Origin of the sequence: Novosphingobium profundi, assembly GCF_018491765.1 — a bacterium.
Lineage (GTDB): Bacteria > Pseudomonadota > Alphaproteobacteria > Sphingomonadales > Sphingomonadaceae > Novosphingobium > Novosphingobium profundi.
Window position 1 is genome coordinate 12,786 of the sequence record NZ_JABWCU010000033.1, and the last position, 18,637, is coordinate 31,422.

Below are 18,637 nucleotides of genomic sequence, written 5' to 3' on the forward strand. Positions count from 1 at the left end.
AAATATAATAGGAACTTGTCAGGCGATTGCCTGCATAGAGATGTGGCAGCTTAGTCTTTAGTCGCGCCTACCCAGTTCATGTAGAGGCCGATATCATCGGCAAAGCCCTTCTGGCTGGGATAATATTTCATATGACGCTTCATCTGCAGTTCACCTCGAACATTCTCGATGACTGCGACGCCGCATAGGCGCTTATCATTGCGGCCTTCGTTCATGTGAACTTCGATCTCGGGTTGGCCGGGAATGTTCATCCGAACGACGCCGTCGGTTTGCTGCCAGTTCGGAGCGCCCTCATAAATCAAGGCAAACACACCGAGCCGCTTGATTTGGTCAAAATGGCGACCATTGACCCGGATCGTTTCACCGGCAGCCACTGCTCCGGTGCGATCGTCGCCGGAGAGTTCGATGTACGGCTCGACATTGAAGTCGCCAAAGGTATTGCCGAGTGCCTGGATTACGCCGCAATAGCCATCCTGCATCTCGAACAGGACACCAAGATCGAGATCCAGCTTCTTCGTTCCGCCGAAGAAACCACGCGTTGTTGCCTGGTTCCAGTTGAGGTTGAGAACGATCTCTCCGAAACTCGCACCGGTCTTCTTCAAGCTCACCGTTGAGTTGGATTTCTCAAGGGTGATTTTCTTGAGGGACACCGGTGCTGGCGTCGGCGCTGCAGGAGGCGGCGGAGAGGCAGGTGTCGGCGCAAACGAAGGTGCAGGAGAGGGCACAGGAGCTGGGGATGGCGCATCGGCCACCTCGCCCCCAAAATGCGTTATGAGGGCCGCTAGGCCACCTGCGAATCCGGCAGCAATGGTGCCAAGCTTCCAGCCGCTGGAATGGCGATAGATCTCACACATCATCACTGCCTTTTCGGTAGTGAGATGCTCGGCGACGTTGAAGACGGCCTTGTTGCCATCGACAGATACAACCAGTGGCCGCGCCTCAGAGATTGGGCGCGTGTCGTGGGTAGCCGTAAAGACGATGCGATCGATCGAGGCTGGCAGCTTGTCGAGATCGAGGTTGAAGCTGGCGGTATCTGAATAGGGGGTCAGACGGATCGCCCCTTCAGGAGATGCCGTGTTCGAAAAAAGGACCACGTATCGGTCATCGCCGATCTGCTTGGCTTGGTTGAGACCGAAGGCAGCGATGTCGACACCGTCGAGGCCAAAGTCGATTTTCACTGTGCACTGAGCCTGGATTCCAAGATCAGAAAGGCCGCGCTTTTCACCACGCTGAAGCTGCATGGAAGTCCCCCTAATGCAAATGATATCGTCCCGGGACGCTAATGCGCCCCGGGGTATGGCGTGACCGTCAGATCGCCGCAGTTGCGGAGCTGACGAGGTCGTTTACCGTGCGGCCGTTTGCGCGGTTGCCGACAGCCTTGAAGGTCCATTCGCCACTGGCGCGCGAGAGCACTGCCAGAACCAGACCAGTATGGGCACCGCTGTCAGAGATGTTGAAGCGGGCAAGCTCGCGATTCGAGTTCGTCTCGAACACGCGGCCGTAGGCATTGTCGACCTTGTCGAAAGTCTGGCCGCGGAAGCTGTTAACAGTGAGCACGACGTGCTCGATGTTCGCCGGAAGTCGGGTGAGGTCGATCGCAATGGATTCGTCGTCGCCGTCACCTTCACCGGTCAGGTTGTCGCCGCTGTGTCGGATCGAACCATCCTTGCTCTTGAGCTGGCGGAACCAGACAGTGTCCACAACATTCGTGCGGCCGTCGAACACGATGGCCGAAGCGTCGAGATCGATGCTATCCGACGCGCCTCCGAAAACCTTGGCGAAAAATCCGGTCGGCTTTGCGACATCCCAGCCGACCCCAAGGGTGATGGAGGTGAGGGCTGAGCTGGACTGCTTGGAGAGACTGACAGACTGGTTCTTCGAAAGCGAAACCGACATAGAATACCTTCATCAAATCAAGAAAATGAAATTTTGCGAGGCCGTTACGGCGTGGCGATAACATTTAGTTGGCTAGGGCGGGTTAACACCGGGGGCCTAACAAAATATTTCATCATGACGCAGTGACAGCGGTCACGTTCGGGTGAATTTTCTTTAATATCCTCGACCCAATTATTCCTCATGAGGAGTGTCCGTCGTCGAAACATTTGGCACAGATCAGGGCGTGGATTAGCGGAGAGCGAGCCTCGTCTGGGGGTTGATGTTAGGCGGCAAGCTTGCGGTGAAGCAAGCGGCGATGTGCGATGGTTTTTCGCTTGATGGTTTCGCGACGCTTGATGATGGCGGGAGCCCTGCCGAAGTAGACGTCAGCGGGCGTCACGTTGCTCAGGCTCTCTTGGTAGCGCTGGTGATTGTAGTGCTCCACGAACGTCTCGATCTGGGCCTCGAGGTCGCCGGGCAGGAAGTAGTTTTCCAGCAGGATGCGATTCTTCAAGGTCTGGTGCCAGCGTTCGATCTTGCTTTGCGTCTGCGGATGCAACGGGGCTCCGCGCACGTGGCTCATCTGCTGGGCCTCGATGTACTCGGCGAGTTCGCCCGCAATGTAGCTGGGGCCATTGTCCGATAGTAGCCGGGGCTTGTGCAGAACCGTGGCGCTGTCGCAGCCCGATGCCTTGAGGGCCAGGTCCAGTGTGTCGGTGACGTCCTCGGCGCGCATGTTGGTGCACAGCTTCCAGGCGATAATGTAGCGCGAGTAGTCGTCGAGCACGGTCGAGAGGTACATCCAGCCCCACCCGATGATTTTGAAGTAGGTGAAGTCGGTTTGCCACATCTCGTTCGGTCGGGTGGTCTTCGTGTGGAACTGGTCAGCGGCCTTGATCACGGTGTAGGCCGGACTGGTGATCAGGTCATGGGCCTTCAACAGGCGGTAAACCGTGGCTTCCGACACGAAGTAGCGTTTCTCGTCGGTGAAGCGCACGGCCAGTTCGCGAGGGGAGAGTTCGGTCGCATCAAGCGCCATTTCGACGATCTGCGCGCGGATATCCTCGCCGATGCGGTTCCATACCCGGCTCGGTGCCGAGGGGCGATCCTCCAGCGCTTCGGGGCCGCCTTCGAGGAAGCGATCATACCAGCGGTAGAATGTCCGGCGAGGAATGCCGAGCTTGTCCAGTGTGTGCTTGGCGGGCAGATGCGACTGCTCGACGATCCTGATGATCTCCAGCTTTTCCGTGGCGGGGTACCTCATTCGTCGTCGCCCCCATCCGCGATCATGCTTTTTTTCAGAAGACGGTTCTCGAGCGTCAGGTCCGCCACGCATTCCTTGAGCGCACGGGCTTCGCGGCGCAGGTCCTGGACCTCGCCCGTGGTCGCAGCACGAGCGGTGTCGCCAGCGAGCCGGCGTTTTCCGGCTTCCATGAACTCTTTCGACCAGGTGTAGTACAGGCTCTGGGCGATGCCTTCGCGCCGGCACAACTCGGCAATGCTGTCGTCGCCGCGCAGTCCGTCGAGCACGATACGGATCTTGTCCTCGGCCGAGAAATGCCGCCGCGTCTGTCGGCGAATGTCTTTTACTACGGCTTCGGCAGAGGCCTTCGTCGGCGATTTTCGCAAGGAGGGTTTGATAGGGGCTAAGCATATGGCGCGTGCGTCATTCATAGGGGCGCTTATACCCCCTATGAGAACATTATGGGAACATAGATTCGATCATATGGAGAACGATGCTATTCCGTTGAGCATAAGGGGCGGTCAGACAGGGGTAAGAGTACGTACTTGGGCTTGGAGTTGAGCCTTAGCTTGGGAAAGCTTGGCAACATTGGTTTTAATGGAACAGGACTCCGCGGATTTCTCACCGAGGAAGAAGGCAATTCGTTCTGCATTCGCCCCACTTGGATGTGGCAAACCAGCCAAGATACGACGTTCATCAACCAAGCCTTGTGCTGCCATTGCCTGCATCGCCGCAGCGACTTTAGGACCGAGGGGGACGAGGAGAGCGTCGGGCAGAGAGCGTAATTCTTGACCCGTGTACGCCTCCAACCAACGGCGAAGGGCTGGCGTCTTCACCATGTCAGGCGTTCCGGACCAATTCTGTCCATCGACGAATACGGGGTATCGAAGGGCTGAGGTGAAGTGGACCAGGTCGTTCCGTTCGGACCATAGTGTGGCGGTGGAGGAGAGCCCCAGCCATTTATCAAGTCCGATGGAATCGAGCATGCGAATAAGGTTTGTCCTCATTGGCTCGCCCGAAAAGCTGGCATGTGCCTTGGCATAGGCCGCGGCCTCTTCGAGTGATCGTCCTTGGGCGAATGCATCTCGCGCGGCGCGAAGTGCGTTGGTCGCCTGAAACCGGCCTGGTGTCATGCCAACGATGATCACCCGGGCCGACATATTGATGTGATCGAATGGGGCGTAGATCATTTTGACATGGCGGCCGCAGATGTGCTCACTGGCCATCTCCAATCTCGGAACAGACAGTGGGTTATCGATTTCGGCATCGTTTAGCTGCACGACCGATGGAGCAAACTCTTTGAATTTTGTCAGTGGCATGAGTGCCCTTATGGTGTCTAGATGCAGATTGGGTTGTGTTGGGCTTGGTTATGCGCCAATCGAGAAATTGAAAAGTCGGGGTGACAAATCGATGATCGACGTAATCGCGAATCTTTGGCGGGCATCACCAGTTAATCCAATTACGGCCGCGGTTGTATCGTACCTGATATTCAAGCTTTACGCTGGTGTGGGACTGCGATGGCTTACTGCTATCGCTATTTGTGTGGGGCTACTCGCTGCCTTTTGGAGCGCAGAACGCACTCTCAGTCTCCTTCAGGCGGGTGCCGCTATCTATATCGCCGCCCGCCTATTTGGGCTTTTTGGGGGCGGGGGCAGTGTGGCAATGCCATTGCCGGAGAAGGCTCCGGATGAGGGGCCACGGATTCCGTTTGGCGCGCCGATGGACTACAATCCAAATAATCAGCTGCCTGGAACGCACTGGCTTCAGTATAACCCGGAAGAGGATATCAATCGGCTGGACCGATAAGAGCAGGCGTCAGAGAGTTCGCGGCACTTAGGTGAAATTAGCTCAAACCGGGCTCTATGATCGTGCTTTTGCTCGAGCTTGTCTGCCATCACGCTTCGCAACAATGCGGTCGATCGACTTTGAAATGTTGTGGACGCGATAGGTCTCGGGAAGGCGCTCATCATCCCGAAAATAACGCAGGATCTCAGAGCCCGATTCAAAAGTTCCTCAGGCGTAGCAATACCTTGCGGTTCTGCGGATGAGCATGCGGATAGAAGCGATCATAGCCCAGGCGGTTGAAGAGGCGATGGTCGCTTCCCAGTCCTTTGCGAGGCGGCGACACCGTCCCAGCCAGGCGAAGGTGCGCTCGACGACCCAGCGGCGCGGGAGGACTTCAAAGCCCTTGGCTTGATCAGATCGTTTGATGATCTCGACCACCCAGTTCCCGGCTTTGGCGAGTGCCGTTCTGAGCTTGTCACCGGCATAGCCACCATCGGCGAAGATATGGCGCAACCAAGGGAAGCGCTGGCAAATCCTTTTGAGCACGTCGACGGCGCCATCCCGGTCCTGAATATCGGCGGTGTGCACGAGGATGGAGATCAGAAAGCCGGAGGTGTCGGTCAGGATATGACGCTTTCGACCTTTGACTTTCTTGCCCGCGTCATACCCACTCGGACCGCCGCTCTCGGTCGTTTTCACGCTCTGGCTATCGATGATGCCCGCACTGGGAGAGGCTTCACGCCCCTCGATCTCTCGCAGGTTCATGACCAGCAGCGTGTTCATCACCTCGAACAATCCCGCGTTACGCCAAGCGTAGAAATAGCGCCGAACCGTCGAGACCGGTGGAAAGCATTTGGGCAGCAGGCGCCAGGCACATCCGGCCGAGGCCAGGTAGAGCAACGCGTTGGCCACTTCGCGCATATTCGTGCTGCGACGCCGACCGCCGTGTTTTGCCGGAGGAATGAATGGTGCCACCAACGCCCACTCCCTGTCCGTCATGTCGCTTGGATACCGCAATCCTTTGCGGCTATGCTCATCTCGAGCAATGCCAGTCCATGCCATTGATCACTCCATCTCTCGCAAGGACGGCGTGAATCATAACATGCTGGTATTGCTCAACAACTTTTGGATCGGGCTCTCAAGTGGATCGTGCTGCATGTTGAGGTGAGCATCCCGGCCGACGATGTCACGTTCAAGAAAGCTTCCGAGCTCTTTAACGGTATCGGTCGCGATCTTTGTACAGATTTTGGCGCCCTCACCCTCGTCCTGCCCTTGGCTAATCATGTCATCGATGAATTCGCGTAAGATCGTGGACGTGGCTTCCAGCTGGGCGTTGGCTGTCGCTGTGTTGCGGCCAAGGACGGATTTGTTTGAGAGTTTGCTCTTGAGGCAATGAAACGGATGCATGACCCGGACCCGGATCATGCATGGGCCATCGGGTCCATGCATCTCGAAGTTCAGGGGGATCGCGGCTGCACTGACTGCCTTATCGCCTGCCCCTTGAACATGATCGAGAAAGTCGATGCGTTCATCCTCATCGCTCGTGGTTCCAAGGTCGATGACAGCGCTGCTTGGTGTGGCATCGTCGGTCTGGGGGATCCGAACGGTTCCGTTGACTAGGCGGGCAATTGCTAGTGCCTGACGCGAGCTTCCATAAAAATCCACGTCCTTGGTGGTGACGGGATCCGCTGGAGGCTGAAATTCGGAGGCATGATTATAATAGCTTGTCCAGACAACGATTGCCTGCCCTCCGACGAGCACGACATCGGGGCTCCCTTCAGCGGACTTGAGGACCGCCTGCAAATTTTCAGGGGTCATTAGAGGCTTGGGATGTGGTCGCTAAAGTCGATCCGAACCTTGGAAAAATCGACGTGGGCAAATGCAAAATTGCGCTGGTTGAGTTCTGCAGCAGAAACTCGGCCAGAAGCCAGTGCTTCATCGTCAGCGAGGCGGGCAGCAGCCTTTTCAGCTGCTCGCTGCGCGGGGTCGAAATAGCTCACTCGCATTGTCGCCCTCCATTCTTTGAGCGTTGATGCACCATCAGCCAGCGCTGATGGTTGGGTCTATAAGGGAAATGTGTTCAATCCGCTATCAGTTTCGGGCCGCGGCGATTGTTCAGTAGGTGTTGGCGTCAACCGCCCCTCTTTTGTTGGGCGTTGTCGATCGTTGAAGTACGTTCACCCTGTTGCTGATCGCCAAAGGGGCTATTGCGATCAGCAAACGAAAGTTCTCGGGTTATGGAAAGTGTGTTTTCAGCGCGAGAACCGGGCAGGGGGCACCCTGAGAAACGGACCCATCGGTGCATCCGCAACGGCCACACCATCCACGATGAGCATTGCTTGGGCATGGACTGTTGGCGCCCAAGCCAATGGCCATTCGACGAACGCTGAACAGTCCAGGCGCAGGACGGACGGCAGGGTCACGTGGTCGCGTTCGCACCTGCCGTCCTGGCCGCGACTTATGCGCGGCGCAGTCGGCACGTCAACCCTGGGCCCGGACCGCTCGATCAGAGCTGACAAAGCACGGCCGCTCACACATCGGTTGCCATTCACCATTAGCGTATCAAACGCAAGAATGGCATCAGTGGGATGATCCGCTATAAAGCGGAGCAGACTCTTACTCCCGAGCGACTATGATGGAAGGCTGTGATCCCGACGTATGGCGCAATATCTGCAAGTGGACGAGGCAGCTTCTGAATTGGCGACCCACCTTGCCACGAACGTCAAAGAGCGCCGTGCCGCGCTTAAAATGACCCAGGTGGAGCTTTCCATCCGCTCCGGCGTGGCTACCTCGCATCTGTCCTTCATCGAACGGGCAAAGGCCAATCCCACGCTCGAAGTCGTCGAACAACTTGCCAAGGGCCTCGGTTGCTCTGCGATTGACCTTCTGACGGTTCAGTCAGCTTCCTGAAATCCCTTCAATTTATAAACCATGCGATCCATCGCATACCACGCACGGCGCATACCCTTGCGGCTACCCTGACGCGGTGAACTGATTACGGTTCGCAGCATAGACGCCATGAACGTACTATGCCGCCTTGGGGACGCACACGCGGACAACGCCAGTGAATTGCTGGACAGCCTGACCGACAAGCAGGTCGAGGTGCTCGATCAGTTGTGTCTGCACAAGACCAGCAAGGAAATCGCCAACGAACTGGGCATCTCGCGACATACCGTGGACCAGCGCGTCTCAAGCGTTCGCACAAAATGGAACCTTCCGACCCGCCAGGAAGTCGTGCGCCTCTATCGAGAATTGCTGGAAACCGCAGAAAACCGCAACGATTCCATATACGAACCATTGATATATGAACCGTCGCAGGTTGGCATTGCTATCGTCACCGATGATCCTGAGCGCAAGAACCGGACAACGTCCATGGTTGAGGATCTTGCGCCTGCCGCCTTGGTCGAGCCTGGAATTTCTCAGGGCGCCTCCAGCGACATGACGCTCGTTGATCGCCTCGATCTCCACTTTGGCCCGTCCGGTCGTTTCGTGGCCGTCATTGGACTTGCGTTCGTGATGGCTCTCACGCTGGCTCTGGTCCTGGTGATTGCTGATGCTCTGGAGAGACTGCTGTAATCCACGTCCGATCCGGGCCGCCTGTACGGATGGCTTCGTTCAATGAGCGTGATGCAGGTCCTCTACTTCGGCTTTCTCGTGGCGATCTTCATCGCGATCGGTCTCAGCCTCTGGAAAGGCGGCGACCCAGAGCGCGCAGGCGCGGGTGTCCTGCTGCTCATGTTCATGATGACCTGGTTCGAAGGTGCCCTCATTCAAACGGTGGGCCTTTCCAAGGAGGCGATGGGCACAATATCGGTCGCCGAGGATCTAGTCGGACTGGCTGGTTTCGGGCTGATCGCGTCGCGCGCGCGGCGCTTGTGGCCCCTGCTGTGCACAGCCATGCAGTTGATTTCGGTGCTGACTCACGTTGTCCATTACCTCGGCGTGGTGAACCGCCCCATCGTCGTGGTCTTCATGAGCCAGACACCCACCTTCACGGCCACCGTCTGCCTGATCGTGGGGACCATCATTCACATACGGCGCGCGCAGCGCTTCGGCGCTGAACGCGACTGGCAAGACTTCAGGAACATTCCCTCGGGCTGACCATCCCCCCCAACCGCAAGGAATCGCCATGGATCTCCCAAGCTACCGCCACTGGCAGGCACAAGCCCCAGACACGCGCCCCGACCTCCACTTGGCCGATGGATTTCTGGCCGGTGCAGTGGTCTCGCTCGAGCCTATGCCCGATAATCACTGGGTAGATGCGATAATGGGCCCCCTTTCGACACAGACCGTTTCACGGGATCTGATCGAAACGCGGGCCCGCAAGGAGCTTCTCTCGCGCCTTGTGCAAGCCCGCGCGCACATGGCCACTCCCGATCCGCGCTATGCGCCGATCCTTGCCGTGAGGGCTGATGGTGAATTTGACCTTACCGCCTGGAGCAGCGGTTTCTATGAAGCGATCGCGGACGATCTCGACATGTGGCAGTATCTGCTCGCCGGGCAGCGCGAAGGTGGCCTGCTCGCTCTTCTTGGCAGCCATTCAGTGGGCGAGATGGGCGAGGCGGCACGCCGCTACATTGCCAGTCACCCGGAGGCGCAGACCCTTTCCGAAGTCGCAAAGCGCTCATGGGAAGTCCTCTCACGCTTGCTTTGCACCATGTACGAGAAGCGCAGCCAGATTATCGAAGGCGAAACTCCGGCCGCGGGACAGTCCGCAGCCTATCGCGCCGGCAGCTAAGCCATGTCGGTCTATCGAACACTTTACGTCCAGACCCTAGTCGCGGTTCAGGAGCGCAAGCTGGCGGTGCGCGATATTGCCTGTGCAAGCGCATTGCCCGAAGCGCGCATCGTGAGCATTCTTGAAGGCGAGGCCCGGGACATAACGCTGACCGAGCTGGCCGGACTGTGCACGGCGCTGGGGATGCCTCCCGCCGCCCTTCTACGATCAGCCTGACACGTCCTTATGGGCTTTCAGAAACCCGAAGAGCGTGGAGCGAGCGACACCGATATCCTTCGCAACACTCTCGTGGGTTGCTCCTTGTTCGGCCAGGCGCTTTCGGATGTCAGGCAACTGCTCGATGGTCAGCCGCGGCTTGCGCCCGGCCTTCGCTTCGCGCTTTTCATTGGTCTTGATGCCGTGGATCTGCCGCCAGTGGCCGTCGAAGGCTTCCACCAGCAGAAACAGATCGCTGTCCCGGTCCGGGGTGATCGTGACCCCCAGACCGCAAAGTTCGATGGAAATACCGCCCTTGAGCAGCTTGAGCACCACACGCAGCACAGTCGAGGTGCTGACCGCCAAGCACGAAAGGTCGAAGATCTTAACGGTGTCTCCCCGCCCAAGTGGCTTGCCGTGCTTGGCCAGAACCTTCTCGAGTTCATTAAAACCGACTTCTGGCGAACTCACGACGAGATCGTCTTCGCCCACGCAAGCCGCCGTCTGCTCGGCAAGCGATGGGGATTTTCCGGTTTCCGCTAGGAACACGATACTTTTAGGCAAAGAGCCAACCCTTTTGCGTTCTCATGGAGGGCCGTCATTCCAGCCCAAACATGATCCGTAGGAAGTGGCTACAACGCCATCAAGAGCCGACAAGCCCCAAACTAACAGTACAGTAATAGCCAATCACGCATTGATGTACGACTGAATATTCTGTATATCACATATCCATACCCAAAAACGCAACACTCGTCAGCGTAAACAGGGAGCTGGTTCATGTTCGCTCGTCCGCTTGCAAAGTGCCCCAATCTGCTCGGTGGGCTCGGGCTGATGGCAGCCGGAACGCTTGCCACCGCAGCGCCGCACGAGGCCCATGCCTCGACCTGGGGCTGTCAGGTCATCCTCTGCCTAGCCACCCCTGGATCGCCCACGACTTATGCTGAGTGCGTGCCACCGATCACCAAGCTCTGGAAGACGCTGGCGCTTGGCGGCTCCTTTCCGTCCTGCTCGGAAGGCGGCGTTTCGGCCAAGACGAAGAAGCTGAGCAAGACGCTTTATTACGTGAAGAGCACGCAGAGCGACGGCACCACGAGCGCGTATCTCATCAACACCAAGACCTCGACGGTCACGACGGTCGGCTGATGATCTACACCGTCGCCGCCCTCACTGCGCTCGCGCAGCAATGCGCTCCCGGCGTGGCCACAGAAGCGCTTGTTCCCCTCCTCGTCGCGGAAAGCGAAGGCAATCCGCTTGCGATCAACGTCAACAAGGGGCCGCGCGTGCACGCCTCGAACCTGGCCGACGCGGTGGCGCTGGTGAAGCGCTACGTGGCAGCCGGACACTCGGTCGATATTGGTCTTGGCCAGATCAACTCGAGCAACCTCGCGCGCCTCGATACGACAATCGAGCAAACCTTCGATCCGTGCACCAACCTCGGCCTTGCCTCACGCGTCCTGCAGGAAGGCTACGCGCAGGCCAGGCAGCACTACGCAGGCCTCGACGCGATCAGCGTCACTTATTCGCTCTACAACACCGGCTCGATGAGCCGGGGCTTTCGCAACGGCTACGTCAAGCGCGTCTGGGCCGCTGCTGCGCGCGTCGGTGCGATCGAAACGCCGCCCGCGCTCCCCGACCTTTCCTCTTCCCCGTCCATCCTCGCCTCCACGCCGCAGGAGGGCAGCGCAATCGAAGCGCCGGAACAATGGGTGTTCGGTCAGGTCAGCACCGGAATCGAGGTCTTCCAATGAGCGAAGAAAACAGCATTGCACAGGCCCCTCGGGCCGCAGAACGGGACGCGTCTCAGGAAGCTGCCCCCCAGGCAGCGTTCTCCATTCCCGACGAACTTGCCAAGCGGTACGAGATCCGCGCTATCGAGGGCCGCTCCGAAGCGGAACGCCGGGTCGGTCTGTTCACACCGGGTAATGCCCAGACGCCCGCACTCGAAATCTCGAACGAGCGGATCGTTGCCAACCGCGACGATCGCGAGACGGTCGAGAACCTCGTGAAGCTCGCGCAGCATAATGGCTGGGAAGGCATCTCGGTCGACGGCTCGCCAGAATTTCGCAAGGCTGTATGGCAAGCCGCCGAGCATTCGGGCCTTGAGGTCAATGGCTACGAGCCCTCGTTTGCCGAGCGCGAAGCCGTTGATCGCCAACGCCGTGAGGAAGCCGAGCGCGAGCGCAAGGATTCGGAGCGTCTGCGCCAAGGCGACAAGGCCGAGAAAGACGGGGAAGCGGAGAAGGTCGTCGAGGCGGCGGAGATCGCGATTGATGCGGCCAGCCCCAACACCTTCTCCGAGTTTCTGGCGAGCAGGGATAAAGCTCGGGCCGCCGAACGGGAAAGCGAAAAGCTGGCCGACCTCTTCCTGGGCGGAACGCATGAGCAGCGCCAGGCCGAGCCCCGACTTGCCAACGCGCTCGAGGCGGAAGCGGAAATGCGCCGCCACCTCGAAGCGGCATTCCAGGGCGATGAGCAGCGCATCGAGGCCGTCTCCCAGGAGGGCCGCCAAATGATCTCGGACGTGCTGCGGCGCGGCCTTGATGTGTCGGTTCGTGAGCCGACGCCGGTTCGGCAGATCGAGCCGATCCAAACCAACCAGATGGAACGGTAACCTCACCATGGAGAAGTCTATGAAGTTCTTTCGTCGTCCCGCTCGTCGCCTCCTCTCGGATCGCCGCGCCCGCCAGATTGTCGGCGTTGCCGGCATCCTCGCATCCATGGCCGTGTCACAGACCGCCTTTGCCCAGACCTCGATCGAAAGCGGCCTCGACACCATCGAGAGCTGGATGATCACCATTGCCTCGGTGGTCGGCGTCATCGCCATCATGGCAGTGGGCTACGCCAAGCTCACCGGCCGCATGGATTGGGGCCGCGCGGTCACCGTTTTGATCGGGATCGGCATCATCTTCTCGGCCACGACGATCGTGGGCTGGATGGGTGGCAGCGCCTGACATGGACACGGAAAAGATCGCCGAAGACAAGGTGTTCCTCGCCCTGACCCGGCCATCGGTGTTCATGGGACTGCCGCTCGAGGCAATCCTGCCGATCATCATGGTCTGCATGGTGCTGTGGGGGATCGTCGGAAACCCCTTCTATCCCCTCTCCCTCTTCGGCGCTCTCTACTTCCCGGCGCGCATGGTCGTGCATTACGACTTCAACGCGTTCCGGCTCTGGGGCCTGTGGTTCCAGACCACCTTCATTTCCAAAAATCGCAAGTTCTGGGGGGGCGGGAGCTACTCTCCCGTCCGCCTCAAGACCGGCGTGAAGCGCAGGCAGTTCGGCAATGACTAGGTTCGCCCTCAAGCACAAACAGGTCACGCTTCGCGAAGAGGATGACATCAAGTTCATCCCCTACACCCGGCACGTCAACGACATCGTGGTTGCGCTCGCTGACGGCTCGCTCATGCGCATGTACCGGGTCGATGGGCGCCCGTTTGAAACCTGCGACATTGCTGACCTCAACACCTGGCACAACAAGCTCAATATCGCGTGGCGCACGATCGGCGATGACCGCGTGGCCGTCTGGACGCACCTGGTGCGCACCGCCACCAATCCCGAGCTGGACGGCGAGTTTCAGTCCGCCTTCGCGCGCAACCTGCAAGCCAGGTATTCCGAGCGCCTCAAGGAAAAGGTGCTCTACCACAACGAGTTCTATGTCACGATCGTGGTGCGCCCCTCGAACATGGCGGGCGACCAGCTCATCCGCTTGTTCGGCAAGACGGATGCCAGCCACGCCGCCGACGATCGCGCTCTGGCGATCATGGCCGACAAGTGCCGCGACTTCGAGAGCATGCTGGCCGACACCAACCCGGTGCCGCTCTCGCTCTACGAACGGGACGGCGTGCTGTTCTCCCAGCCCATGGAAGTGCTGCACTTTATTCAGACCGGCGACCGCATCCGCATTCCGCTCGTCCACGGGCGGCTCGGACAAGCGATCTACAATTCGCGGATCATCTTCGGGCGCGAGGCCGCCGAGATCCGGCTTCCCGACAGGTCGCACTACTTGGGCATGTTCGGCGTGCGCGAGTACGTCGCGAACACGCGTAGCGGCCAGTTCAACAGCCTCCTGACGCTCGATTTCCCCTATGTGCTTACACAAAGCTTCGCGCCGCTGGTGAAGTCGGTCGCGGCCGAGCGCTTCCAGAAGAAGTACAAGCAGATGGTCTCCTCGGACGATGCCGGCGTGAGTCAGGCCGAGGAACTGCTCGATGGCGTCGACGATCTCATGTCGAACCGCTTCGTGATGGGCGAGCATCACCTCTCGATTGCCGTGATCGACGATGATCGCAAGCGGCTGCTCGAACGCCTATCGATTGCGCGCGCCGCTGCCGCCGACACCGGCATGGTCATGGCGCGCGAGGACGTCGCGCTGGAAGCTGCCTTCTGGGCGCAGCTTCCCGGCAACTTCAAGATGCGGGCGCGGCCCGCCGTGATCAACAGCCGCAATTTTGCGGCGATGAGCCCGTTTCATACCTTCCCGGCGGGTCGCAAGTCGGGGAACCATTGGGGCGAGGCGGTGACGCTTCTAAAGACGCGCGCCGGCTCGTCCTTCTGGTTCAACTTCCACCGCGCCGACATTGGCCATACGCTCATCATCGGCCCTACGGGTGGCGGCAAGACGGTCCTGCAAAACTTCCTGCTCGCGCAGCTCGAGAAGACCGGCGCCAAGCAGATCTTCTTCGACAAGGACCGCGGCGCGGAGATCTTCGTGCGCGCCTGCGGCGGCACTTACCTGGCGTTGCGCAACGGCGAGCCAACCGGCTTTGCCCCGCTCAAGGGGCTGGAGCCGACCCACGACAACATGGCCTTCCTGCGCCAGTTCATCCGCGTCCTGGTCCGCCGCGAAAACCAGCCCCTCACCGTTACGCAAGAGCGCACCATCGATGAGGGCCTCGATGCCGTGATGCGCCTGCCCGCGCCGCAACGTTCGATGAGCGCGCTTCGCGAAATGCTCGGCTATGCCGACGCCGAAGGCATTGGCGCGCGGCTCGAGCGCTGGTGCCAGGGCGGCGCGCTCGGGTGGGCTTTCGATGGTCCGGCCGATGAAGTCTCGATGGCGGCCCGCTTTGTCGGCTTCGACATGACGGACTTCCTCGAAAACCCGGAAATCCGCACGCCGATGATGCTCTACCTCTTCCACCGCGTGGATGAGTTGCTCAACGGCCAGCGCGTCGTTGTCGATATCGACGAGTTCTGGAAGGCGTTGCAGGACGATGCCTTCAAGTCGTTCGCACAGGACGGCCTCAAGACCTTCCGCAAGCGCAACGCCTTCATGGTCTTCGGTACGCAGTCGCCCGCCGACGCGCTGCGCTCCTCGATCGCGCATTCGATTATCGAGCAGACCGCGACCAAGATCCTCCTGCCCAACTCCGATGCGAAGCGATCCGATTACTGCGAGGGCCTTGGCCTCACGGAAGCAGAATTTCGGCTGATCAAGGAAGACCTGACGCCCGAAAGCCGGTGCTTCCTCATCAAGCAAGGACACACCTCCATCGTGGCCAAGCTCGACCTGAACGGGATGCTCGACGAACTCTCGGTTCTCTCCGGCCGTGCGGAAACGCTGGAGGTCATGGAGGCCGCCATTGCCCAGACTGGCACCGATCCGGCGGCATGGCTGCCGCTCTTCTACGCCAACGAAAGGAGAAGCTGAAATGCGCATAAAGACCATTGTGCTGCTGGGAACCGCGCCGCTCGCGCTCGGTCTCGCCGCAACCCCCGCGGCGGCGCAGGGCATTCCGGTGTTCGATTCCTCGACCTACCTCCAGACGATCTCGACTGTCACCAACACCGCCAAGATCATCGACCAGGGCGTACAGCAGATCGAGACCGCGCAAAACCAGCTCAACTCGCTGCAAAAGCTCACCAACATCAACTCGGTGGCCTCAAACCTGTCGGACAGCTCGGTGCGCAACATCATGCCCACCACGACGATGGACGCTGGCACGCTGTTCGGCGGTGATCTTTCCAGGATCGGCTCGCTCAGCTCGTCCGCAAGCAGCATCCAGTCGCAGTACACGCTTTCGGGCACGACAAGCGCAGATGCGGCGTACAGCCAGGCGCTCAAGGACGCGACTGGCTCGGCCGCTGCGACTGCCGCCTTTGGCGAGAACACGCTGGCAGTGTCGCAAACCCGCATGGCCGGCCTCCAGACGCTGCAAGCCAAGCTCGACACCGCCACCGACCCCAAGGACGTGATGGACCTTCAGGCGCGGATCGCCGCCGAACAGGCCCAGCTCCAGAACGACCAGCTCAAGATGCAGGCGCTTCAGATGGCTCAGGCGGGGCGGGCCAACCTCTCGATCTCGGCGGCCGAGGCCGCGACGGCGGCCAGCGCCGCCAATTTCTACGAAGCCAACATCCTGAGGAACTGACGATGAAGAAGAAGCTCATGGCCCTTTCGATCACGCTCGCGGCGTGCGCCTGCCAGCAAGAAGCACCGGTACAGGTCCCCACGACACAGGAACTCATGGCGGATCACAACCTGCTCACCGATTGGGAGCACAAGTGCAATGAGGGCGAATTTGCGCACCTGCCTGCGGACCAGAAGCAGAACTTCTGCTTCACCACGTTCGAGGCCGCGCGGGTGAACGCAGCCAAGGCCGCAGGCGAGGCAAGCGTGAAGGCCTTCGGAGGCAACACGCAGTAACCGGGTGGCCCAGGTCCTTGTGACCGGCCGCCCCCTCGCTCTGACAAGCTCTCTCACGACAAGGCAAGGCTCAGCCAATGGCGTCCAGTTCAGTCAATCTCATGGTCCTTTTCACGACCATGTACGACTATGTCGAAAGCGCCATCACCTCGGCGGTTTCCAGCTTCGGGTCTGGACTTGTCAGCTTCGTGGCCGCGCCGCTTGGCGTAGCCGCGACCATCTACTTCCTATTACTGGGCTTTGCCGTCTTGCGCGGGGCCATCCAGGCGCCACTTCGCGAACTTGTGTTCCAGGCGGGGAAGGTCGGGTTCGCGATCGCGGTAGCCAGTTCGGTCGGGTACACCGCCTTCGTCGTCAACATTGTCACCGACCTGCCCTCGGAAATCATCGCAGCGGGATCGGGGACCGCAGTCACCAACCCGGGCACGACGTTCGACACCTATGTCTCGGACACCAACAAGCTCGCGGCGCGCCTCGAAAACGCCAATCAGGCAATCCAGAACTTGCCGTCTCAGGGAATGACGGACTTTCGCACGCCCCTGATCCAGCTCAAGGCCGCGATCTGCACCTATGGCTGCATCGCCGTGCTCTATGTCTTCGGCTTCCTCTCAGCAGCGGTCGGATTCTGCGTCGTCATCTTCGCCAAGCTTTCCGTCGCGATCTGCGTGGCCCTTGCCCCGCTGGCGCTGGGATGCCTGCTCTTCAACTCCTCGCGCTTCGTGTTCGATGGCTGGCTCAAGCAGACCCTGAACTTCGTCCTGCTCATGGTCGTCATGGCGATAATGACCAAGTTCATCACCGGCCTTCAGGAAGCGTCGATGGATGGCATCATGGCCGTTGTCGGGGATGGCACAGCCGCCTTCATCGTCGATCAGGGCACGGCCGCCGACCTCAACATCGGGGCGATGATGGCCGCCACTATCGCGTGCTGCGCCATCTATATCGTGGGCACCATCTTCTTCTTCCAGTCCCCTGCGATCGCAGCGGGCATCGCGGGCGGCGCATCTTCTGGCGGTCACGGCTTCCTGCAAACCGGCATGAACATCCTCGCCAACCGCATGATGTTTCGCCGTCTCGCCAATGCCCGCACGCCCGCGCCGGCCAGTCGCGCAGGCGGCACCGCCACCAGAACATGAGGTCGCCTGCAAATAAGTTTTGAACGCCCCTAACGCGGCACATTGCTGACGGAGTTTTTATGAAAGCGCTGATTTTCACAGCGTTGGGTGCGCTTGCACTCAGCGCATGCACCGGGAGTCACATCAAGCCGCCTGCCGTTTGTGACGGCAAGCACCGACGCCCGGCCAACATGTACGGCACGATCATGCCCAATCTGCCGGTGCCGCTCCCGCCCTCGCAGAGCGGCGGGTGGCCCGCCACCCCGGCACCGAGCCCGTCCAGCGACACGCCCATTCCGCCCGAAGCGCAACAGGCCGCAGCCGCCGCGAGCGCCGCGGCCCAAGCCGCAAAGCCCACCCCCGCTCTCTCGCCGCGCGATGAGCGCGAGATCGAGCTGTCCTACCTTCCCTGCTCATAAGGAAACGTCTCATGGCCCAGGTCAAAGCCGCCGACAAAGGCAAGTACCTCGAAAGCGCGCGGACTTTCGAATACGACCGGATGCGCGCCGCAATCCAGTCCCGGCGGGTTGCCTGGACTGTCGCTGGATGCGCGTGCGCCATGGCGCTTGTCTCGACCGGGGCGGTCGCCATGCTGGCCCCGCTCAAGACCGTCGAGCCCTATGTGATCCGCGTCGACAAATCGACCGGAGAAACGCAGGTCGTGACCGCGCTCAAAGGCCCCCAGCCCCAGACCTATGACGATGCGGTCAACCGCTTCTTCGTGGCGCAGTACATTCGCCTGCGCGAAGGCTGGCTCGATGATGCCGCGCGCGAGAACGCCTATGCCGTAATGCTCATGAGCGATAAGGCCGAAGGCTCACGCTACCTCGATAGCGTCAAGTCGACCAACGAGAAGGCCCCCTCCAACATCTACGGGGACAAGGGCTTCGTCTCGATCCACATTCGCGCGATAAGCTTCCTGAGCCCGACCGTCGCGCAGGTCCGCTACGCCAAACTCGTCACGATGGGCCAGAACACGCCCACGGCGCAGAACTGGACCGCCACCCTCACCTTCAAGTTCACGACAGCGCCCACGCTGG

The 18,637-nt window shown here is 60.0% G+C and carries 25 protein-coding genes; 17 read left to right on the top strand and 8 right to left on the bottom strand.

What is annotated here, in order from left to right:
• Positions 1-50: 50 nt before the first annotated feature.
• The 4 genes from HT136_RS24195 to HT136_RS24210 all read right to left on the bottom strand — a co-directional run bounded on the left by HT136_RS24195 (position 51) and on the right by HT136_RS24210 (position 4,437).
• Positions 51-1,241, bottom strand: a complete 1,191-nt coding sequence (locus tag HT136_RS24195) for a TerD family protein (RefSeq protein WP_214202412.1) — start codon at positions 1,239-1,241, stop codon at positions 51-53.
• A 67-nt stretch (positions 1,242-1,308) separates the two neighbouring features.
• Complete coding sequence (locus tag HT136_RS24200; protein WP_214202413.1) at positions 1,309-1,896, bottom strand: TerD family protein; 588 nt, start codon at positions 1,894-1,896, stop codon at positions 1,309-1,311.
• Between the two features lie 262 nt (positions 1,897-2,158).
• Positions 2,159-3,549, bottom strand: a protein-coding gene (locus tag HT136_RS24205) for an IS3 family transposase (RefSeq protein ID WP_425516916.1) whose coding sequence is annotated in 2 segments (ribosomal slippage) — positions 2,159-3,172 and positions 3,175-3,549 — 1,389 coding nt in all. Because the reading frame shifts where the segments join, the coding sequence is not laid out codon by codon here.
• Positions 3,550-3,639: 90 nt separating this feature from the next.
• Positions 3,640-4,437, bottom strand: coding sequence for a hypothetical protein (locus HT136_RS24210; RefSeq protein ID WP_214202414.1), 798 nt, complete (start codon positions 4,435-4,437; stop codon positions 3,640-3,642).
• Positions 4,438-4,528: 91 nt separating this feature from the next.
• Between HT136_RS24210 and HT136_RS24215 the strand changes: the two genes are divergently transcribed.
• The gene (locus HT136_RS24215) at positions 4,529-4,924 is read left to right on the top strand and encodes a hypothetical protein (RefSeq protein WP_214202415.1); all 396 of its coding nucleotides are present in this window, start codon (positions 4,529-4,531) and stop codon (positions 4,922-4,924) included.
• A gap of 207 nt (positions 4,925-5,131) precedes the next feature.
• On the opposite strand, the gene HT136_RS24220 is transcribed toward HT136_RS24215, so the two are convergent.
• From HT136_RS24220 to HT136_RS24230, 3 genes are read right to left on the bottom strand one after another with little or no spacing between them, the layout of a single operon-like run.
• A complete protein-coding gene (locus tag HT136_RS24220) occupies positions 5,132-5,965 on the bottom strand; it encodes an IS5 family transposase (protein ID WP_214202416.1) in 834 nt (277 codons plus the stop codon).
• A gap of 33 nt (positions 5,966-5,998) precedes the next feature.
• Entirely contained in the window at positions 5,999-6,721 is a 723-nt protein-coding gene (locus HT136_RS24225) for a hypothetical protein (protein ID WP_214202417.1), read from the bottom strand.
• Positions 6,721-6,903 carry a hypothetical protein gene (locus tag HT136_RS24230; RefSeq protein ID WP_214202418.1) on the bottom strand — a complete coding sequence of 61 codons (183 nt, stop codon included), beginning with the start codon at positions 6,901-6,903 and terminating at the stop codon, positions 6,721-6,723. Before HT136_RS24230 ends, HT136_RS24225 begins: the two co-directional genes overlap by 1 nt.
• Before the next feature lie 658 nt (positions 6,904-7,561).
• On the opposite strand from HT136_RS24230, the gene HT136_RS24235 reads away from it, so the two are divergent.
• From HT136_RS24235 to HT136_RS24255, 5 genes are all read left to right on the top strand, one after another.
• Positions 7,562-7,813, top strand: coding sequence for a helix-turn-helix domain-containing protein (locus tag HT136_RS24235; RefSeq protein WP_214202419.1), 252 nt, complete (start codon positions 7,562-7,564; stop codon positions 7,811-7,813).
• A 108-nt stretch (positions 7,814-7,921) separates the two neighbouring features.
• A complete protein-coding gene (locus tag HT136_RS24240; RefSeq protein ID WP_214202420.1) occupies positions 7,922-8,479 on the top strand; it encodes a helix-turn-helix domain-containing protein in 558 nt (185 codons plus the stop codon).
• Positions 8,480-8,521: 42 nt separating this feature from the next.
• Positions 8,522-9,004, top strand: a complete 483-nt coding sequence (locus HT136_RS24245) for a hypothetical protein (RefSeq protein ID WP_246544341.1) — start codon at positions 8,522-8,524, stop codon at positions 9,002-9,004.
• A gap of 28 nt (positions 9,005-9,032) precedes the next feature.
• Positions 9,033-9,641 (top strand): UPF0149 family protein, encoded by a 609-nt coding sequence (locus HT136_RS24250; protein ID WP_214202421.1) that lies wholly within the window; start codon positions 9,033-9,035, stop codon positions 9,639-9,641.
• Positions 9,642-9,644: 3 nt separating this feature from the next.
• A complete protein-coding gene (locus tag HT136_RS24255) occupies positions 9,645-9,857 on the top strand; it encodes a helix-turn-helix domain-containing protein (RefSeq protein ID WP_214202422.1) in 213 nt (70 codons plus the stop codon).
• Here HT136_RS24255 and HT136_RS24260 read toward each other — a convergent pair.
• The gene (locus HT136_RS24260; protein WP_343222310.1) at positions 9,849-10,328 is read right to left on the bottom strand and encodes a Hin recombinase; all 480 of its coding nucleotides are present in this window, start codon (positions 10,326-10,328) and stop codon (positions 9,849-9,851) included. The genes HT136_RS24255 and HT136_RS24260 overlap by 9 nt on opposite strands.
• 285 nt (positions 10,329-10,613) lie before the next feature.
• Here HT136_RS24260 and HT136_RS24265 point away from each other — a divergent pair, with 285 nt between their 5' ends.
• From HT136_RS24265 to HT136_RS24315, 11 genes are all read left to right on the top strand, one after another.
• Positions 10,614-10,979 carry a hypothetical protein gene (locus HT136_RS24265; protein ID WP_214202423.1) on the top strand — a complete coding sequence of 122 codons (366 nt, stop codon included), beginning with the start codon at positions 10,614-10,616 and terminating at the stop codon, positions 10,977-10,979.
• Positions 10,979-11,584: a lytic transglycosylase domain-containing protein gene (locus tag HT136_RS24270; protein WP_214202424.1), complete on the top strand. Its 606-nt coding sequence runs from the start codon at positions 10,979-10,981 to the stop codon at positions 11,582-11,584. Before HT136_RS24265 ends, HT136_RS24270 begins: the two co-directional genes overlap by 1 nt.
• Positions 11,581-12,447 (top strand): LPD7 domain-containing protein, encoded by an 867-nt coding sequence (locus HT136_RS24275; protein WP_214202425.1) that lies wholly within the window; start codon positions 11,581-11,583, stop codon positions 12,445-12,447. The genes HT136_RS24270 and HT136_RS24275 overlap by 4 nt, the downstream gene beginning before the upstream one ends.
• 19 nt (positions 12,448-12,466) lie before the next feature.
• On the top strand, positions 12,467-12,787 hold the full coding sequence (locus HT136_RS24280) for a TrbC/VirB2 family protein (protein WP_214202426.1): 321 nt from the start codon (positions 12,467-12,469) through the stop codon (positions 12,785-12,787).
• A gap of 1 nt (position 12,788) precedes the next feature.
• Positions 12,789-13,127: a VirB3 family type IV secretion system protein gene (locus HT136_RS24285; protein ID WP_214202427.1), complete on the top strand. Its 339-nt coding sequence runs from the start codon at positions 12,789-12,791 to the stop codon at positions 13,125-13,127.
• Complete coding sequence (locus HT136_RS24290; protein WP_214202428.1) at positions 13,120-15,486, top strand: VirB4 family type IV secretion/conjugal transfer ATPase; 2,367 nt, start codon at positions 13,120-13,122, stop codon at positions 15,484-15,486. The genes HT136_RS24285 and HT136_RS24290 overlap by 8 nt, the downstream gene beginning before the upstream one ends.
• A 1-nt stretch (position 15,487) precedes the next feature.
• Positions 15,488-16,207: a TrbJ/VirB5 family protein gene (locus HT136_RS24295; RefSeq protein WP_214202429.1), complete on the top strand. Its 720-nt coding sequence runs from the start codon at positions 15,488-15,490 to the stop codon at positions 16,205-16,207.
• Positions 16,208-16,209: 2 nt separating this feature from the next.
• Positions 16,210-16,482: a hypothetical protein gene (locus HT136_RS24300; RefSeq protein WP_214202430.1), complete on the top strand. Its 273-nt coding sequence runs from the start codon at positions 16,210-16,212 to the stop codon at positions 16,480-16,482.
• A gap of 101 nt (positions 16,483-16,583) precedes the next feature.
• A complete protein-coding gene (locus tag HT136_RS24305; RefSeq protein WP_214202437.1) occupies positions 16,584-17,618 on the top strand; it encodes a TrbL/VirB6 family protein in 1,035 nt (344 codons plus the stop codon).
• A 59-nt stretch (positions 17,619-17,677) separates the two neighbouring features.
• Positions 17,678-18,016: a hypothetical protein gene (locus HT136_RS24310; protein WP_214202431.1), complete on the top strand. Its 339-nt coding sequence runs from the start codon at positions 17,678-17,680 to the stop codon at positions 18,014-18,016.
• An 11-nt stretch (positions 18,017-18,027) separates the two neighbouring features.
• The coding region (locus HT136_RS24315) for a VirB8 family type IV secretion system protein (RefSeq protein ID WP_214202432.1) at positions 18,028-18,637 on the top strand (610 nt) is incomplete at its 3' end.

Coding starts and splice junctions, on each gene's coding strand:
- HT136_RS24200 (WP_214202413.1), bottom strand. CDS start 1,896: ATGTCGGTTTCGCTTTCGAAGAACCAGTCTGTCAGTCTCTCCAAGCAG.
- HT136_RS24255 (WP_214202422.1), top strand. CDS start 9,645: ATGTCGGTCTATCGAACACTTTACGTCCAGACCCTAGTCGCGGTTCAG.
- HT136_RS24290 (WP_214202428.1), top strand. CDS start 13,120: ATGACTAGGTTCGCCCTCAAGCACAAACAGGTCACGCTTCGCGAAGAG.
- HT136_RS24220 (WP_214202416.1), bottom strand. CDS start 5,965: ATGGCATGGACTGGCATTGCTCGAGATGAGCATAGCCGCAAAGGATTG.
- HT136_RS24270 (WP_214202424.1), top strand. CDS start 10,979: ATGATCTACACCGTCGCCGCCCTCACTGCGCTCGCGCAGCAATGCGCT.
- HT136_RS24280 (WP_214202426.1), top strand. CDS start 12,467: ATGAAGTTCTTTCGTCGTCCCGCTCGTCGCCTCCTCTCGGATCGCCGC.
- HT136_RS24285 (WP_214202427.1), top strand. CDS start 12,789: ATGGACACGGAAAAGATCGCCGAAGACAAGGTGTTCCTCGCCCTGACC.
- HT136_RS24300 (WP_214202430.1), top strand. CDS start 16,210: ATGAAGAAGAAGCTCATGGCCCTTTCGATCACGCTCGCGGCGTGCGCC.
- HT136_RS24305 (WP_214202437.1), top strand. CDS start 16,584: ATGGTCCTTTTCACGACCATGTACGACTATGTCGAAAGCGCCATCACC.
- HT136_RS24275 (WP_214202425.1), top strand. CDS start 11,581: ATGAGCGAAGAAAACAGCATTGCACAGGCCCCTCGGGCCGCAGAACGG.
- HT136_RS24195 (WP_214202412.1), bottom strand. CDS start 1,241: ATGCAGCTTCAGCGTGGTGAAAAGCGCGGCCTTTCTGATCTTGGAATC.
- HT136_RS24215 (WP_214202415.1), top strand. CDS start 4,529: ATGATCGACGTAATCGCGAATCTTTGGCGGGCATCACCAGTTAATCCA.
- HT136_RS24310 (WP_214202431.1), top strand. CDS start 17,678: ATGAAAGCGCTGATTTTCACAGCGTTGGGTGCGCTTGCACTCAGCGCA.
- HT136_RS24250 (WP_214202421.1), top strand. CDS start 9,033: ATGGATCTCCCAAGCTACCGCCACTGGCAGGCACAAGCCCCAGACACG.
- HT136_RS24240 (WP_214202420.1), top strand. CDS start 7,922: ATGAACGTACTATGCCGCCTTGGGGACGCACACGCGGACAACGCCAGT.
- HT136_RS24245 (WP_246544341.1), top strand. CDS start 8,522: ATGAGCGTGATGCAGGTCCTCTACTTCGGCTTTCTCGTGGCGATCTTC.
- HT136_RS24265 (WP_214202423.1), top strand. CDS start 10,614: ATGTTCGCTCGTCCGCTTGCAAAGTGCCCCAATCTGCTCGGTGGGCTC.
- HT136_RS24235 (WP_214202419.1), top strand. CDS start 7,562: ATGGCGCAATATCTGCAAGTGGACGAGGCAGCTTCTGAATTGGCGACC.
- HT136_RS24225 (WP_214202417.1), bottom strand. CDS start 6,721: ATGACCCCTGAAAATTTGCAGGCGGTCCTCAAGTCCGCTGAAGGGAGC.
- HT136_RS24210 (WP_214202414.1), bottom strand. CDS start 4,437: ATGCCACTGACAAAATTCAAAGAGTTTGCTCCATCGGTCGTGCAGCTA.
- HT136_RS24295 (WP_214202429.1), top strand. CDS start 15,488: ATGCGCATAAAGACCATTGTGCTGCTGGGAACCGCGCCGCTCGCGCTC.